This is a genomic window from Bacillus silvicola, from assembly GCF_050524305.1.
GTDB lineage: Bacteria > Bacillota > Bacilli > Bacillales > Bacillaceae_G > Bacillus_A > Bacillus_A cereus_AT.
Genome location: NZ_JBNGVC010000001.1, coordinates 449,496 through 464,058, shown reverse-complemented (window position 1 = coordinate 464,058; position 14,563 = coordinate 449,496). Strand labels below are relative to the sequence as shown.

The window sequence follows — 14,563 nt, the reverse complement described above, 5'->3', positions numbered from 1 at the left end:
AACATATATTGACAAATGGAGCGGAGCAAAATGACACATGTACACCAAAACGAAAAAGAAAGCCTACTTGTAGCAATGAAAACGACTAAAACGAAACGAATGTATGAACGTTATCAAACGATCTATTTCTATGTACAAGGCTTTTCTATAAAAGAAATAATGAACATGATTGGTCGTTCTGAAAAAACAATCTATAATTATGTGAATGCTTACAAAGAAAAAGGATTGCATGGCTTACTCATGGGACAATCAACAGGAGCACCACGTAAATTAGCCCCTGAACAAGAACAGGAGTTAGTTCAAGTGATTGCATCTCATCTACCCGTTGATGTTGGATTTCCAGCTAAACATAATTGGACTTTATCCATTATCGCTTCTTTCATTAAAAGAGAATGGAACGTAAGTTACACACTTCGCGGGGTGTCTCGACTTTTACATGATTTAGGGCTTAGTTACACAAAACCGACGTATACATTAGCGAAAGCAGACCCGGTGAAACAACAAGAGTTTAGGGAAGTTACCTTCCCCGCCTATAAAAAAAAAACTTTTAAACGAGGAGATTGACCATCTTCTGTTTCAAGATGAGTCCATGATCCGCGATTACCAAGCACTGCAGCATACATGGTTTTTAAAAGGAAAACAACGCAGTATTCCTACTTATGGGAAACACCAAGGTGTTAAACTTATTGGTACACTTAATTATGAAACAGGTGAGTTAGTTTGTGTAGAAGAGGAGCGGTATGATGCCGAAGCATTTCTTCGTTTTCTTCAGCATGTACTTGAACTGTATCCCAACGGGAAAATAGCTCTTATTCTAGATAATGCGCGTATTCATCATGCGAAGCTCATCCAACCACTTTTAAGGAAACACTGTCATCGCTTAGAATTAGTGTTTTTACCTCCCTACAGTCCCGATTTAAATTTAATTGAAGGGGTATGGAAATGGCTCAAATCAGACATCATTCATAATGTTTTTTATTCATCGATTTATGAAATTCAAAAAAATGTACAGGCTTTTATTCAGGAATTAAATCGCACACCTGAAAAAGTGATCGATCGATTATGCATTCGATTGTAATCTTTTAATTCAACTTATATAGATTATCTTTTTTTAGTAAATGCTCTGAATCATGATTTCAACGTAAGAAGGATGGAACGTTATTTACTATTGGCTTATGAGAGTGGTGCAATGCCTGTTATTGTTTTAACGAAGAGTAGTTTATGTGAAGATGTGGAACAGAAAATTGCAGAAACTGAAGCGGTAGCAATCGGTGTTCCAATATTTGTTGTTGATAGCTTAGCGTACGTCGGAATAGAATCATTGCAGCAATTTGTTTCACCAGGAAAAACAATTGCTTTAGTTGGATCTTCAGGTGCAGGGAAATCTACTTTGTTAAACGCATTAATAGGAACAGTTGTAGCAAAAACCGGAGATATACGTGAAGAAGATAGTAAAGGGAGACATACGACAACTCACCGTGAATTGTTCCAATTACCAAGTGGCGGTTTAGTAATTGATACTCCTGGTATGAGGGAACTTCAGCTTTGGGAAGGAAGCGCGGCAATTCAAACTACATTTTCTGATATTGAAGATCTTGCAAATACTTGCCGCTTTCGAGATTGTAAACATGACGGTGAACCAGGATGTGCAGTGCGAAGTGCTATAGATAACGGAATTATACCTGTAGAGCGCTTGCTAAGCTATAAAAAGTTGCAAAGAGAATTGGCATATGTTATGAGAAAACAAAACATTACTCTGGCAAGAGCGGAACGAGATAGATGGAAAAAGATTTCTAAACAACATAAAAAAATATAAAAAACCAAAGGGCTTGTTCCTTTGGTTTTTTGTATTTGTAAATTTCATATTAATATTATTCATATATATAGACAAATAGAATTAATTTGTTTAAACTTTACAAAGTGTTCATCAAAACAAGTTATAAAAATAAAAACTAAGGAATGGATATATTCAAAATTAGCTCATTTATTCTTTAGAGCTTAATATTGAAATGCAGGAGGTTTATAATGCGTAAACTAGTAAGTTGGTTTAGAGATATGAAAGTAGCAAAAAAACTATTAATTTCATTTTTTGTTATATTAATTGCGGCAGTCTCTATTATTGGGGGCATGTCGTATCAAACAGCAAAAAAGAATTTTGAATCACAAATTATGAGTAGTGCTCAGGATAATATAAAAATATTGGATAATTTAATCAATCAAATGATTGAAGCGAAATTCAACGATGTAAATAATTTTGCACGAGTGATTCATACTGATATGTATCAAGGGGATAATCAGGATGAACTAAGAAAAACATTATCTCAATATATTAGTTTGAACAAAGATATTGAACAAGTGTATGTTGCCGGAAACGATAAAAAATTTGTACAAGAACCAAATATACAAATTGTAGCAGATTATGATCCAACAGCGCGTTCTTGGTATAAAGATGCAGTGAATAAGCAAGGTGGAATTGTTGTCACTGAACCATATAAGGCACAAGGAAATGGACATATTGTCGTAACAATCGCAAAACAAACTGAAGATAAAAATGGTGTTGTTGCGGTAGATTTAAGTTTAGATAATTTATTGAAAACAACGAAGTTAATCAATATTGGCAAAAAAGGCTATGCTTTCATTTTAGATGGGAAACAAAAAATAATTGCTCACCCTCAAGAAAAATCGGGTGACAAGGCAGATGATTCTTGGGCAACGAAAATATACGAAGATAACCATGGCACTTTTTCATACACTTATAGTGGTAGTGACAAGAAAATGGTATTTGCCACAAACTTAAAAACAGGTTGGAAAATTGCTGGGACGATGTACTCAAATGAAGTAGTTGAGGCTGCTCAACCTGTATTTTATAATATGTTAATTGTAATGTTTATTTCATTAGTTGTAGGTGGAGTGCTTATTTATTTCGTGACACTTTCTATTACCAAACCTTTAAAACAATTAGTTGTCACTTCTAAAGAAATAAGCGAAGGGGACTTAACTCAAACGATTCAAATACACTCAAATGATGAAATTGGACAACTTGCGAAAGGTTTTAATGAGATGACTCATTCACTACGTACATTAATCGGAAGAATTAATACTTCAGCAGGGCATGTTGCAGCTGCATCTGAAGAGTTAACAGCAAGTGTGAGACAAGCGAGTGAAGCGACTGAACAAATTACATCAGCAATGGATGAAATATCAAGTGGTGCAACGACGCAAACAGCAAGCGTAGAAACTGGTGCTATGTTACTGTTTGATGTAACAGAAGGGATTCAGCATGTAGCAAATAGTTCATCATCTATTAATACTGCTTCCACTCATACTCGTGAAAAAGCAGAAGATGGTGGAAAGTTAGTAGGAAAAACAGTGAATCAAATGCAGTCTATTGCGGAATCTGTTTCACAATCAGATGTTGTTATTCAGTTATTGAATAACAAATCAAAGCAAATTGGTGATATTTTAGAAGTCATTCAAAATATTGCAGATCAGACAAATCTTCTAGCTTTAAATGCAGCAATTGAGGCTGCAAGAGCTGGTGAGCATGGAAGAGGCTTTGCAATTGTTGCTGATGAAGTACGAAAATTAGCAGAACAATCTAGTGTATCATCAAGTGAAATTAGTAAATTAATTTGTGAAATACAAGATGATATGAGTAAGACAGTAAAATCTATGAATAATGTAAATGAAGAAGTTCAATCTGGACTTGTTATTGCAAATGAAACAAAACAAAATTTCACTGAGATTTTACAATCTACAAATGAAATTGCTGATCAAATTAAAACGATGGTTGAAACGGCTAATGGAATGTCAAAAGGTGCAAATGAAGTATCTATTTCAGTTGGCCAAATTGCAATGACAGCACAAAATAACGCGACGAGTACACAAAGTGTTGCAGCGTCAGCTGAGGAGCAGTTAGCTTCCATGGAAGAAATTAGTTCTGCGGCTGGTACACTATCTCAAATGGCTGAAGAGTTACAGGTATTAATTGAAAGATTTAAAGTGTAAATAGAAAGGGCTGCTTCAAAATAGTATTACTGCTATTAGAGGCAGTCCTTTTAGTTAATAGCCCTTTTTGTAAGAGTAGAGAACTTATGGGGAACGGGGGGATTCAATAATTAAAGCTTTATTTTATTTAATATTTGTCGAAAAATAGAGGGATTTGTTAAGTGTGTGTATAATGAATATTGTATAGATTACATATAAAGGAGATTATTATGGGAGTGTATTGGGGAACGAAAAGACATTCTTGGCTTAGTTATGTCTCGTTTTGGTTAAGTATTTTATTCTTTGCTGCTTTTGTAATTGAAGTGTTTATATTTAAAACACTTTCAAATAGTTCATTACAAATCATTAAATATTTTTATTTTATATTTGTCCCATTAAATATCATTCTTAGTTTGAGATTATTATCTAAGAAGAATGAAAAGAAAATATTACCGATTTTTAGTTTAATTGTCTCACTATTATTTGTCAGTTTAATTATAGTATTAGCATTAGTAGCCACAGGAAAAGTCTTTTGAGGAGAGTGATATAAATCACTCTTCTTTTGTGTGAAATTTTTAGATTTATAAGTAGTGTGAAGGAAATAAGGAAAGTGATAAGTTATCAGTAAAGGGACGTACTAGTGAGTAGAAAATGAATCAAAAATACTATATGTTTTGTATGTGTTTATAAAGCAAATGAATGCGGTAAGATTCGTGAAATATGGTACAATAAACATGGATAGTGATAGAGATAAAGGGTATATAAAATACTCATCGTTTTTTAGTAAGAGAGGGGTTATCTTATGCTATACGAGGATTTGATGACATTATTCCAAGCTGCTCCGATAGAATTGGATAGAGGCGGCTGGAAATATATAATCCAGGAACAAAATGATAATTATGAAATTGTTGATGAAATGTTAAAAAAGCAAATGAATGTTGAATTGTATTTTAATGAATATGATGAGGTGAAAATCACTTTATATAAAGATGGAAGCCCCATTACTACAATGCAAAGAATTGCTATTTCAAAAGTTGAGTTAGATGAAGAGGAAGAAGGCATTCAATTCGTATTAGAACGTATGCCAAGTCGAATGATTCGTTTGCAATTAAAGCCATATCTTGCAGTAGAAATGGGGCCGTATTGGGAAGTATGTGAAGAGTGTGAATGAACATGAAAAAGCATCCGTATAAACGGATGCTTTTTCATGTTTTTTGAAGTTGTTTAAAAGCAATAATCGGTAGTAAAATGATGCTTACCCAACCGATAATCGGATATAGAATATGAAGCAATTGGCTATATCCGATGTAACTAAAGCAATAACTAATTAGTAATATGAAGTAAATAATGTTATGACTTTTCCATCCTGTAATGGATTGCATTTGTTTTGTCATTCCGAATATATTCCCAACTAATGTTGTGAACACTTCACCAAAAATGATAAGAACAAAGAAAAAGTGGAAAGTGGCATTAAATCTTCTTACAACTTCAGCCATTGGGATGTTGTATTGATAAAATTGTTCAACTGATAATATTGCTAAATGGCTACATAATAAAATGAAGCAAAGCCCTGCGCCTCCTAAAATACCACCCCATAAAATAGCTTTTCGGTCTTTTACTTCACTGGCTAATGGGACGAGAACACTTTGGGCGAGTGAAAGATTTAATGCAACATATGTAATCGGGCTAGTAATCCATTTCATATTCCAACTTTCTGTAGGAACGGTGTTAATAAGAGGAGTTGTACCATGAATAAAGGTTGTGATAGCGAGTCCAATAATAAAGATCATCATTATAGGTACGACAAGTGTATTTACTTCAAAAACACCTTGTAATCCCCGGCTCCCAATAATGAGACAGGCGATGACTGTGATGAAAATACCAAGTTGTCTCGGGAGGCGGAGTTGTTCTTCAAATACTGCACCGGCCCCTGATAACATAACGCTTGTTACACCAAATAATACGAGTAATAGTAATGTGTTTACGACATTTCCAAATACATCCCCAAATAAATATTTGTTAAATTCTTGAGCTGAAAATGCCCCTATTTGTGATGAAAGTAACATCATCTTTGTGCCGAGCCAAATAAAAAAAAATCCACTTATACATATGCCGATGGTTCCGTAAAATCCGTTCACTGTAAAAAATTCAACAATTTCTCGCCCAGTAGCAAATCCAGCTCCAACGACAGTTCCGATATAAGTAGCAGCGACTTTCTTTGCTACTTGCCATTGTTGATTGTCCATGTTATCCCTCTTTCTTCTATGATGAGCTTGACTTACTATTATGCATATGTGTGAGCTTGGACAATTAGACATATGAAGTAGTTGAAAGAATACATGAATTATATGATATTAGGGAAATATTAAGGTTGTTAAAACTTTGTTACATATAAGCTGTTCATTCAAAAAAACAGGAAATGTATGGTAAAATGTAATTGGGTTATTAAAAGATAATAATTATAAAAATGCTAAGAGGAGTGGATTGTATGAGTACGAAAACAAATGTTGTTGAAGTATTAAACAAGCAGGTAGCAAACTGGAATGTGTTATATGTGAAACTGCATAATTATCACTGGTATGTGACAGGACCACACTTCTTTACATTACATGAGAAATTTGAAGAGTTTTATAATGAAGCAGGGACTTACATTGATGAGCTAGCAGAACGTATTTTAGCGCTAGAAGGAAAACCGTTAGCGACAATGAAAGAATATCTAGCAACTTCTACTGTGAGTGAAGGGACAAGCGAAGAGCCTGCAGAAGAAATGGTACAAACTTTAGTAAATGATTTTTCTGCACTCATTCAAGAATTGAAAGAAGGTATGGAAGTAGCGGATGAAGCTGGTGATGAAACATCTGCTGATATGCTATTAGCAATTCATACGACATTAGAACAACATGTGTGGATGTTAAGTGCATTCTTAAAATAAACATAAATGGATTAAAGAAAAACTCTATTGAAAAATTCTTTCAATAGAGTTTTTTATGATTTTTCAGTTTCCTTTTATGCTATAATATAGTAAAAAGGAGGCGATGGGATGTTTCGCTTTTTCAGAACTGGAAAAGAAGAGCGGGAAATTACGAAAGACGAATTAGAACAAGCGATGGCTAAGTTTCTAGAAACGAATGCTAATATCGTTTATACAGTATTAGTAAATGATGATTACACAGTAAATTATGATTTATTAAAGCCCTATTTACCTGCATTTCCAACCAACTTTTTTCTTATTACGAAGGAAACGCTTGAGGTATTTGAGCATACAGAAGAAAATTTAAACCTAGTTAAAGAAATTGATGTCGTACAAAAGGCCGTTGATCAATATGTAACAGAAAAAGAAATGTTCCCAATTGTTGAAGGTAGCGAAGATCGCCTCATATGTGGAATGAAGCTAGGACCATATTTAAATCGTATATTAAAAAGAGATTTATATATTTCAGAAAAGCATTATTTAGTTTCAAGTAAACCAGATAAGAAAAAAAAGAATACCGGATAGATGTTATGAGAACAACAATAATATATTGTTGTCTTTTTTTTGTTTTTTTAAAACATTGATTTTTCAGTCTATTTAATTTTATACTATAACTAGTGGATAGGAAGGAGTGGTGTATTATGCGTATACATACATTAATTATTAAATATCATTCTGAGAATCAGGTATTGTTAAGTTGAATTGTAGAATTTTACTACTTATACCGTGACCCTAGAATGATAGGATGATTGGAGAAAAAATTATTATAAAAGGTTACGGGGGATTTCTATATGAAAAATAGTATGACTTATATTCAATTATTAAATGAAACGCTAGATTGTTATGCAAAAAAAGGAAGTTTTGAAGCGTACACTTATATAATGGAGCATGCTAAAGGTGTAGTGGGTAATGAAGCACAAATATATAACTTTAAATATGCGCTAGCAAGTGCAGCAGGACTTGAAGAAGAAGCGTTGCATTTAATGAAGAAAGCAATTATAGAAAATGAGTTTTGGTACGGAAGTGAGTATTTAATTTCCGATGATGATTTAAAACCATTACATAAATTTGAAGAGTTTCATAGAATGGTTCAATTATGTAAAGAAAGAGAAGAATTAGCAAAGAAATCGGAACAAGCAGACGTGAAATATAAATACAGCAAACAAAATGAAAATCTATTAATAACAATGCATGGGGATCAAGAAAATATAAAAATAGTAGAACCTTATTGGCATTCAGCTTTGGAACAAGATTATATGTTAATGTTGCCTCAATCGTCTCAAACTCAATTTTCAGATGGATATGTTTGGGATAATGTCGAAAGAGGAAGAGAAGAGTTAAAAGGACATTACAATAAGATTATGTTGAGTAATACATTTGAAAACATTATCATTGGTGGATTTTCTGCTGGGGCAAGAGTAGCGTTACACTCCATTTCGCAAGGTGAAATAAAAGTGAACGGTTTTATTTTTGTGGCACCGTGGCTCCCGGAAATTGAAGAATGGGAAGACATGTTTGGAATATTACATGATAAAAGCATAAAAGGATATATAATATGCGGGGATCAAGATGAAGATTGTTTTGAAGGTACGCAGCAACTTGTACAGTTATTAAAGGGTAAAAATATAGAACATAAGTATAAAGTTGTGCCTAACTTAAATCATGATTATCCTGAGAATTTTGAGGAGTTATTAAAAGAAGCTATTGAATATATAGGAAGCAAAAACAATTGATTGGTAGTAAGAAAGGGAGATGCATCATATGTGATGCATCTCCTTTTCGTTATTATAAATTAAAAGCGTCTGCCAATAGGCGATAAGAGTTTAATTTATCTTCAAATTGATGAGTGATTGTGACAATCATAAATTCTTCAGCATTGTATGCTTTGCTTAAGTTTAATATTTTTTCTTTTACAGAAGACGGATCGCCGACGATCATACGTTGACGATTTTCTTTAATACGAAATAGGTCATAAGCACTATACGAATAATTTTGAGCAGTTTCGATAGAAGGGGTTCCAGTAGTCCGTTTTCCTTGTTCTAATAGTAAAATCGATAAATCAAGGCTTGATGCTATATTCTCCGCTTCTTCGTTTGTTTCTCCGCAAATAACAAAAATAGAGACGATTGATTTTGGTTTATCACCTAAATAGGAAGGTTGGAATTGCTCTTGATAAGCCTTCATTACTTCAGGGCCACCGTATCCGTTAATGAACTGTGCAAATGCAAAAGAAGCGCCTTGCTTTGCGGCAATCATTGCACTTTCCCCGCTAGAACCAAGCATCCACATTTCAGGAGATGTTGTGATAACTGGAGTAGCCTTTAAATTTGCATAATGATGGTTTTCTGGTACTTGATCATGTAAGTACATAGCAACATCTGCAATTTGTTCTGGATATTGATCAAGTGAGACCATTTTACCTTCTTGAAGTGCGCGAGTTGCTATTGGCATACCACCAGGCGCTCTACCAACACCAAGGTCAATACGGTTTGGATAAAGTGCCTCTAAAACGCGGAAATTCTCGGCAACCTTATATGGACTATAGTGTGGCAACATAACACCACCCGAACCAACTCTAATACGATTCGTTTTTGCTGCAATATGTGAAATGAGTATTTCTGGACTTGAGCCTGCTAGGCTTACAGAATTATGGTGCTCGGATACCCAAAAACGTGTAAATCTTAGTTTTTCAACTTCTTGTGCAAGTGTTACTGTATGTGAAAAAGCTTCAGCTGCTGTGCTGCCATCAGAAATAGGTGATTGGTCTAATACACTTAATTTGATCATAGAATATACCTCTCAATCTTAATGTACATTCTATTATATATTTACTTACGAAAAATGCGTAGTGAAATGCTCACACAAAAAAGAGGATGATAATATAGCCACTTTTAACGAGAAAATCCTCGTTCATAATGATTCATTTCGACTAAGTTTAATATATATTCGTAGTTATCAATCTCAAGTTTTATTTGTTCACGTTCTTTTTCAGATAATTTCATATTACTAAGTTTTTTGCAGAGGTGTTGTTTCTTTAATTCTAGATGTTTTTTTGTAGCGTGGTAATCATAAGTCTGTTTCATTTTCAACCACTCCTTCGTTGCAGTTGCTATATTATACGAAGCATGAAGAGATGTGAGAGTTATACCTTATGTACTTTTAGTGAATATTCCAATTGCTATGGCGTTATGTTTAAGGGGATTTATGAATAAAATGCACTAAACCACTAATGCCCATAAAAGCCCGATTGGTTCAACTAATAATCAGTGGGTATGAACAAACCCAATGATTATAGCTTCACTTTATGAAGTAAGGGGTGGAATTGTGCAGAAAGATATAATGTATAACAGTGAGATGGATGAAACGTTAAAAGTTATAGATAAGGGATTGAAGAAGGCGAAAAGTCCGAAACAAATTATTGTAGTAGGGGCTGGTATGGCTGGGTTGGTTTCGGCATCTTTACTGAAGGCCGCAGGACATGAAGTGAAGATTTTTGAAGCAAATAATCGTGTAGGTGGTCGTATAGAGACGGTTAGAATGGAAGATACCGGATTATACTTAGATGTCGGGGCGATGAGAATCCCGTATTCACATAAGCTAACAATGGCATATATAAAAAAATTTGGACTACAGGTTAGCCCTTTTATTAATAGAAATGACACAGATATTATTTATGCCAATGGCCGAAAAACGACATTGAAACAATACGAAAAAGACCCGAGTATTTTAAGATATCCTGTCGAGATGAATGAAGTCGGGAAAACGTCTGAGGAACTATTATTGTTAGCGGTACAGCCCATTATAAATTTTATAAAAAAGAACCCAGAGAAGAATTGGGATATTGTAGTAAAGGATTTTGGGAGGTACTCTACAGGGCAATTTTTAAAGTATCATCCTTATCAATATAATACGTATTTTTCCCCGGTAACAATTGAGATGATCGGTGTTCTATTAGACTTAGAAGGTTTTTTGGAAAGATCTTTTGCTGAGACGTTACGTTTTTTATACATTATGCAAGAAGAAAGTGGATTTTGCGAAATAGTAGGTGGAAACGATAGATTACCAAAGTCTTTTTTACCACAATTAGAAGAAAATATTATATATAATCAAAAATTAATGAAGCTTCATCAACAAGCTAATGGCGTAACAGCCTATTATCGAAATGAGGAAACTTTTGAATATAGTAGTATTACAGGGGATTTAGTTATTGTGACGATTCCATTTTCGACAATGCGTTTTGTGGAAGTAGATCCATTTGATTCTATATCTCATGCGAAATGGAAAGCAATTCGTGAATTACATTATATGCCGGCCACAAAAATAGGGATTCAGTTTAAAAGTCGTTTTTGGGAGGAACAAGGGCAATTAGGCGGCAGAATTATAACGGATTTGCCGATTCGTTACGCCTATTATCCAAGTCATGGAATTGGAGAGAAAGGACCTGCTATGATGTTAGGAAGCTATACATGGTCTTATGATGCGTTGCTATGGGATGGGTTATCAAAGGGTGATCGTATTTATTACGCATTACAAAACTTAGCGACAATATTAGGTGGTCAAGTATATGATGAGTTCATTTCTGGAATATCAAAAAGTTGGACATTGGATCCATATGCACTAGGAGGATTTGCACTATTTCAAGCTGGCCAGGAATCTGAGTTACAACCAGCTATTGTAAAGCCAGAGGGGAGAATATTCTTCGCTGGAGATCACACAACGTTATATCACGGATGGATTCAAGGTGCGATTGAATCAGGAGTTCGTGTAGCGATGGAAGTGAATGAATAAAAAAATTAAAATTCGGAAATTTCTTTACTATATAACTTGAGATGGATATTATTATATATAAAAGAATTATAGGGAGTGTTTACAGTGAATCCGTTATTATTCGATTTTCCTTCTGAATTTTATACTGACAGGCTTTTTATTCGAATGCCAAAACCAGGTGATGGTAAAGTTGTATATGACGCAATTCAAGCTTCAATACAAGAATTAAAACCTTGGATGGTTTTTGCACAGAAAGAGCAAACAGAGGAAGAAATAGAAGAGAGTATAAGAAAATCACATATTCAATTTTTACAGAGAGAAGATTTGAGATTGCTAGTGTTTTCGAGAGAAACAGGTGAATTTATTGCATCTGCCGGATTACATCGTATTAATTGGGATATACCTCAATTTGAAATCGGGTATTGGATTGATTCAAGGTTTAGTGGAAAGGGCTATATGGTAGAGGCTGCAAAAGGTATAACAGATTATGCTTTCACTGAACTGAAAGCAAACCGTGTAGAAATTCGATGCGATTCTCTAAATAAGAAGAGTAGGGCGATACCTGAGAAATTAGGCTTTAAATTAGAGGGGACTTTAGAAAGTGCGAGTGTAGCGGTGGATGGAAATGGATTAAGGGATATGTGTGTATTTGCAATGACGAGAAATACATATGAAAAAGAAGAGCTGTAAAGAAACAGCTCTTCTTTTTGTGTATTATGGTACAGGATGTCCATTAGAGCTTTCGAAAATTGTAAACCATTGTTGGCGGTCTAAGTTAACTTTTGTAGCAAGAGCGGCTGTTTTTACACGATCTAATTTACCAGAGCCAACGATTGGCATCATGTTAGCTGGATGAGCAAGTAACCATGCATACATAACAGTATCGATGCTAGTAACACCTAGTTCAGTAGCAACTTTTTGTAAAGTTTCACGTACACGTATGGCACGTTCTGATTGACCAGTAAAGATTTCACCACCAGCAAGAGGTGACCAAATCATTGGATTGATTCGTTTTTCTTGGCATAAATCAATCGTACCTTTTTCAAAATGCTCAAGCTGCATCGCAGATACTTCAATTTGATTTGTAATGAGCGGGAAATCTAGATACGAACTTAACATATTAAACTGTGAAGGGATAAAGTTAGAGACACCGAAGTGACGAACTTTGCCTTCTTGCTTTAAGCGTGAGAACGCTTCTGCTACTTCATTTGGATCCATAAATGGATCAGGGCGATGGATGAGCAATACATCAATATAATCTGTATGTAAGTTTTGTAATGAATCCTCCGCGCTTTTTATAATATGTTCGGCACTCGTATTGTAGTGAGCAACATATCGCTCTGGAAATTTTGGTGATGGGGGAGCGATTCCACATTTTGTGATAATTTGCATGTTTTCGCGTAAGGAAGGCTTGAGTTGTAATGCTTCTCCAAACAATCCTTCACACGTATAACCGCCATAAATATCAGCGTGATCGAAAGTAGTAATTCCCATATCCATACAAGCTTCAATGAAAGAAAGTAACTCTTGCTTTGTCATATTCCATTCTGCTAAACGCCAAAAACCTTGAATAATACGAGAAAATTCTAGCGTTTCGGCCATTTGAACTCGTTCCATTATATGTACCCCCTTGATGAATGAATAATATTTTGAAAAGGCTTTCTTGCTACATACTATTATATAGTTACCCGGTTGTACATACAATAAATATGTTTTGCTACAAAAACGATTTTCTCTATATGCTATAATGAAGGAACATAGAGCTATAAGGAGATGTAAGGGATGATTCCAGTAACAATATTAACTGGTTTTCTTGGATCAGGGAAAACGACTTTATTAAATCGTATTTTATCAGAAAATCACGGTAAGAAATTAGCGGTAATTGTAAATGAAATCGGGCAAATTGGTATTGATAATCAATTGATTATGAATGTTGAAGAAGAAATTATGGAAATGACAAACGGTTGTTTATGTTGTACTGTACGTGAAGATTTACTCGTTGCTTTAAAACAATTACTGGATGTAAAAGCAGAGGGGGAAATGGATTTTGATGGTTTAGTAATTGAAACGACCGGTCTTGCGAACCCAGGTCCGATTATTCAAACGTTCTTTTTAGATCCAGTTATTCAATCTGCATACCAAATTAACGGCGTTGTAACAGTAGTAGATAGTTATCATATACATAAACATTTTGAAAAGGGACTAGAAGCAAAAGAACAAATTGCATTTGCTGATGTCGTTTTAGTAAATAAATTAGATATAATAGACGAGAGTGAAAAGGAAAGTCTCTTGCATGAACTGCAAGGAATTAATCCAACTGCAAAATTAATCGAGACGACTAACTGTGAGGTAGATATACCATCGTTACTACAAATTCAAACGTTTAAAACGAAAGATACGTTACAAATTTACCCTCATAAAGAACATAACCATTTAGAAGGTGTAAAATCTTTTGTACTTCGTGAAGAGCGTCCGTTAGATTTACAAAAACTGAATGAGTGGATGTCAGCTGTCGTTCAAGAGCTAGGGGAGTATTTATATCGTTACAAAGGAATTTTATCTATTGATGGAGTAGATAAACGTATCGTTTTCCAAGGTGTGCATACACTGTTTGCCGCTTCGTACGATAGAGAGTGGCAAGAGGGCGAAGAGCGAGTAAGTGAAGTAGTGTTTATCGGAAAAAATATTAATAAAGAATGGTTCCAAGAACATTTCCAAGAGTGTGTGAAATAAGTCTGCGTATATTGCAGGCTTTTTTTTGTTTACTAAAATTGGAATTTGTATTAAAATAATCTGAAAATACTAAACGTTTAGTATTTTGTTAGGGTAGGGGGAGAA

General features: G+C 34.5%; 13 protein-coding genes and 2 pseudogenes. 11 read left to right on the top strand and 4 right to left on the bottom strand.

Features of this window, described 5'->3' with window-relative positions; genetic code table 11:
• The first annotated feature begins 30 nt into the window (after positions 1–30).
• The 5 genes and pseudogenes from ACP6L7_RS02430 to ACP6L7_RS02410 all read left to right on the top strand — a co-directional run bounded on the left by ACP6L7_RS02430 (position 31) and on the right by ACP6L7_RS02410 (position 5,158).
• A pseudogene (locus ACP6L7_RS02430) lies at positions 31–1,078 on the top strand (IS630 family transposase).
• A gap of 18 nt (positions 1,079–1,096) precedes the next feature.
• Positions 1,097–1,816, top strand: a pseudogene (rsgA, locus tag ACP6L7_RS02425) (ribosome small subunit-dependent GTPase A); the annotation flags it as partial.
• Positions 1,817–2,025: 209 nt separating this feature from the next.
• Positions 2,026–4,008 carry a HAMP domain-containing methyl-accepting chemotaxis protein gene (locus ACP6L7_RS02420; RefSeq protein ID WP_097829753.1) on the top strand — a complete coding sequence of 661 codons (1,983 nt, stop codon included), beginning with the start codon at positions 2,026–2,028 and terminating at the stop codon, positions 4,006–4,008.
• A gap of 209 nt (positions 4,009–4,217) precedes the next feature.
• Complete coding sequence (locus ACP6L7_RS02415; protein WP_097829752.1) at positions 4,218–4,523, top strand: hypothetical protein; 306 nt, start codon at positions 4,218–4,220, stop codon at positions 4,521–4,523.
• A gap of 266 nt (positions 4,524–4,789) precedes the next feature.
• Positions 4,790–5,158 carry a DUF3979 family protein gene (locus ACP6L7_RS02410; protein ID WP_016129214.1) on the top strand — a complete coding sequence of 123 codons (369 nt, stop codon included), beginning with the start codon at positions 4,790–4,792 and terminating at the stop codon, positions 5,156–5,158.
• Positions 5,159–5,192: 34 nt separating this feature from the next.
• On the opposite strand, the gene ACP6L7_RS02405 is transcribed toward ACP6L7_RS02410, so the two are convergent.
• A complete protein-coding gene (locus tag ACP6L7_RS02405; RefSeq protein ID WP_002075563.1) occupies positions 5,193–6,233 on the bottom strand; it encodes a YkvI family membrane protein in 1,041 nt (346 codons plus the stop codon).
• A 242-nt stretch (positions 6,234–6,475) separates the two neighbouring features.
• Between ACP6L7_RS02405 and ACP6L7_RS02400 the strand changes: the two genes are divergently transcribed.
• The 3 genes from ACP6L7_RS02400 (at position 6,476) to ACP6L7_RS02390 (ending at position 8,691) form a co-directional block, all read left to right on the top strand.
• Positions 6,476–6,919 (top strand): Dps family protein, encoded by a 444-nt coding sequence (locus tag ACP6L7_RS02400; protein ID WP_097829751.1) that lies wholly within the window; start codon positions 6,476–6,478, stop codon positions 6,917–6,919.
• Between the two features lie 108 nt (positions 6,920–7,027).
• Positions 7,028–7,483: a DUF3939 domain-containing protein gene (locus ACP6L7_RS02395; RefSeq protein ID WP_097829750.1), complete on the top strand. Its 456-nt coding sequence runs from the start codon at positions 7,028–7,030 to the stop codon at positions 7,481–7,483.
• Positions 7,484–7,749: 266 nt separating this feature from the next.
• Positions 7,750–8,691, top strand: a complete 942-nt coding sequence (locus tag ACP6L7_RS02390; protein WP_097829749.1) for an alpha/beta hydrolase — start codon at positions 7,750–7,752, stop codon at positions 8,689–8,691.
• 52 nt (positions 8,692–8,743) lie between these two features.
• Here ACP6L7_RS02390 and ACP6L7_RS02385 read toward each other — a convergent pair whose 3' ends face one another.
• Entirely contained in the window at positions 8,744–9,745 is a 1,002-nt protein-coding gene (locus ACP6L7_RS02385; protein WP_097829748.1) for an LLM class flavin-dependent oxidoreductase, read from the bottom strand.
• A 104-nt stretch (positions 9,746–9,849) separates the two neighbouring features.
• A complete protein-coding gene (locus ACP6L7_RS02380) occupies positions 9,850–10,041 on the bottom strand; it encodes a DUF3896 family protein (protein WP_071769946.1) in 192 nt (63 codons plus the stop codon).
• A 241-nt stretch (positions 10,042–10,282) separates the two neighbouring features.
• Between ACP6L7_RS02380 and ACP6L7_RS02375 the strand changes: the two genes are divergently transcribed.
• Together ACP6L7_RS02375 and ACP6L7_RS02370 are read left to right on the top strand one after the other, a co-directional pair.
• Entirely contained in the window at positions 10,283–11,746 is a 1,464-nt protein-coding gene (locus ACP6L7_RS02375; RefSeq protein WP_141533546.1) for a flavin monoamine oxidase family protein, read from the top strand.
• Positions 11,747–11,830: 84 nt separating this feature from the next.
• Positions 11,831–12,415 carry a GNAT family N-acetyltransferase gene (locus ACP6L7_RS02370; protein WP_097829747.1) on the top strand — a complete coding sequence of 195 codons (585 nt, stop codon included), beginning with the start codon at positions 11,831–11,833 and terminating at the stop codon, positions 12,413–12,415.
• A gap of 24 nt (positions 12,416–12,439) precedes the next feature.
• Here ACP6L7_RS02370 and ACP6L7_RS02365 read toward each other — a convergent pair whose 3' ends face one another.
• Positions 12,440–13,342: an aldo/keto reductase gene (locus ACP6L7_RS02365; protein WP_097829746.1), complete on the bottom strand. Its 903-nt coding sequence runs from the start codon at positions 13,340–13,342 to the stop codon at positions 12,440–12,442.
• 165 nt (positions 13,343–13,507) lie between these two features.
• Between ACP6L7_RS02365 and ACP6L7_RS02360 the strand changes: the two genes are divergently transcribed.
• A complete protein-coding gene (locus ACP6L7_RS02360; protein WP_097829745.1) occupies positions 13,508–14,458 on the top strand; it encodes a CobW family GTP-binding protein in 951 nt (316 codons plus the stop codon).
• Positions 14,459–14,563: the final 105 nt, after the last annotated feature.

What these genes read in the sequence shown, in the direction of transcription:
- ACP6L7_RS02365 (WP_097829746.1), bottom strand. Translation starts at nt 13,342, where the DNA reads ATGGAACGAGTTCAAATGGCCGAAACGCTAGAATTTTCTCGTATTATT.
- ACP6L7_RS02405 (WP_002075563.1), bottom strand. Translation starts at nt 6,233, where the DNA reads ATGGACAATCAACAATGGCAAGTAGCAAAGAAAGTCGCTGCTACTTAT.
- ACP6L7_RS02415 (WP_097829752.1), top strand. Translation starts at nt 4,218, where the DNA reads ATGGGAGTGTATTGGGGAACGAAAAGACATTCTTGGCTTAGTTATGTC.
- ACP6L7_RS02395 (WP_097829750.1), top strand. Translation starts at nt 7,028, where the DNA reads ATGTTTCGCTTTTTCAGAACTGGAAAAGAAGAGCGGGAAATTACGAAA.
- ACP6L7_RS02420 (WP_097829753.1), top strand. Translation starts at nt 2,026, where the DNA reads ATGCGTAAACTAGTAAGTTGGTTTAGAGATATGAAAGTAGCAAAAAAA.
- ACP6L7_RS02360 (WP_097829745.1), top strand. Translation starts at nt 13,508, where the DNA reads ATGATTCCAGTAACAATATTAACTGGTTTTCTTGGATCAGGGAAAACG.
- ACP6L7_RS02410 (WP_016129214.1), top strand. Translation starts at nt 4,790, where the DNA reads ATGCTATACGAGGATTTGATGACATTATTCCAAGCTGCTCCGATAGAA.
- ACP6L7_RS02385 (WP_097829748.1), bottom strand. Translation starts at nt 9,745, where the DNA reads ATGATCAAATTAAGTGTATTAGACCAATCACCTATTTCTGATGGCAGC.
- ACP6L7_RS02390 (WP_097829749.1), top strand. Translation starts at nt 7,750, where the DNA reads ATGAAAAATAGTATGACTTATATTCAATTATTAAATGAAACGCTAGAT.
- ACP6L7_RS02400 (WP_097829751.1), top strand. Translation starts at nt 6,476, where the DNA reads ATGAGTACGAAAACAAATGTTGTTGAAGTATTAAACAAGCAGGTAGCA.
- ACP6L7_RS02380 (WP_071769946.1), bottom strand. Translation starts at nt 10,041, where the DNA reads ATGAAACAGACTTATGATTACCACGCTACAAAAAAACATCTAGAATTA.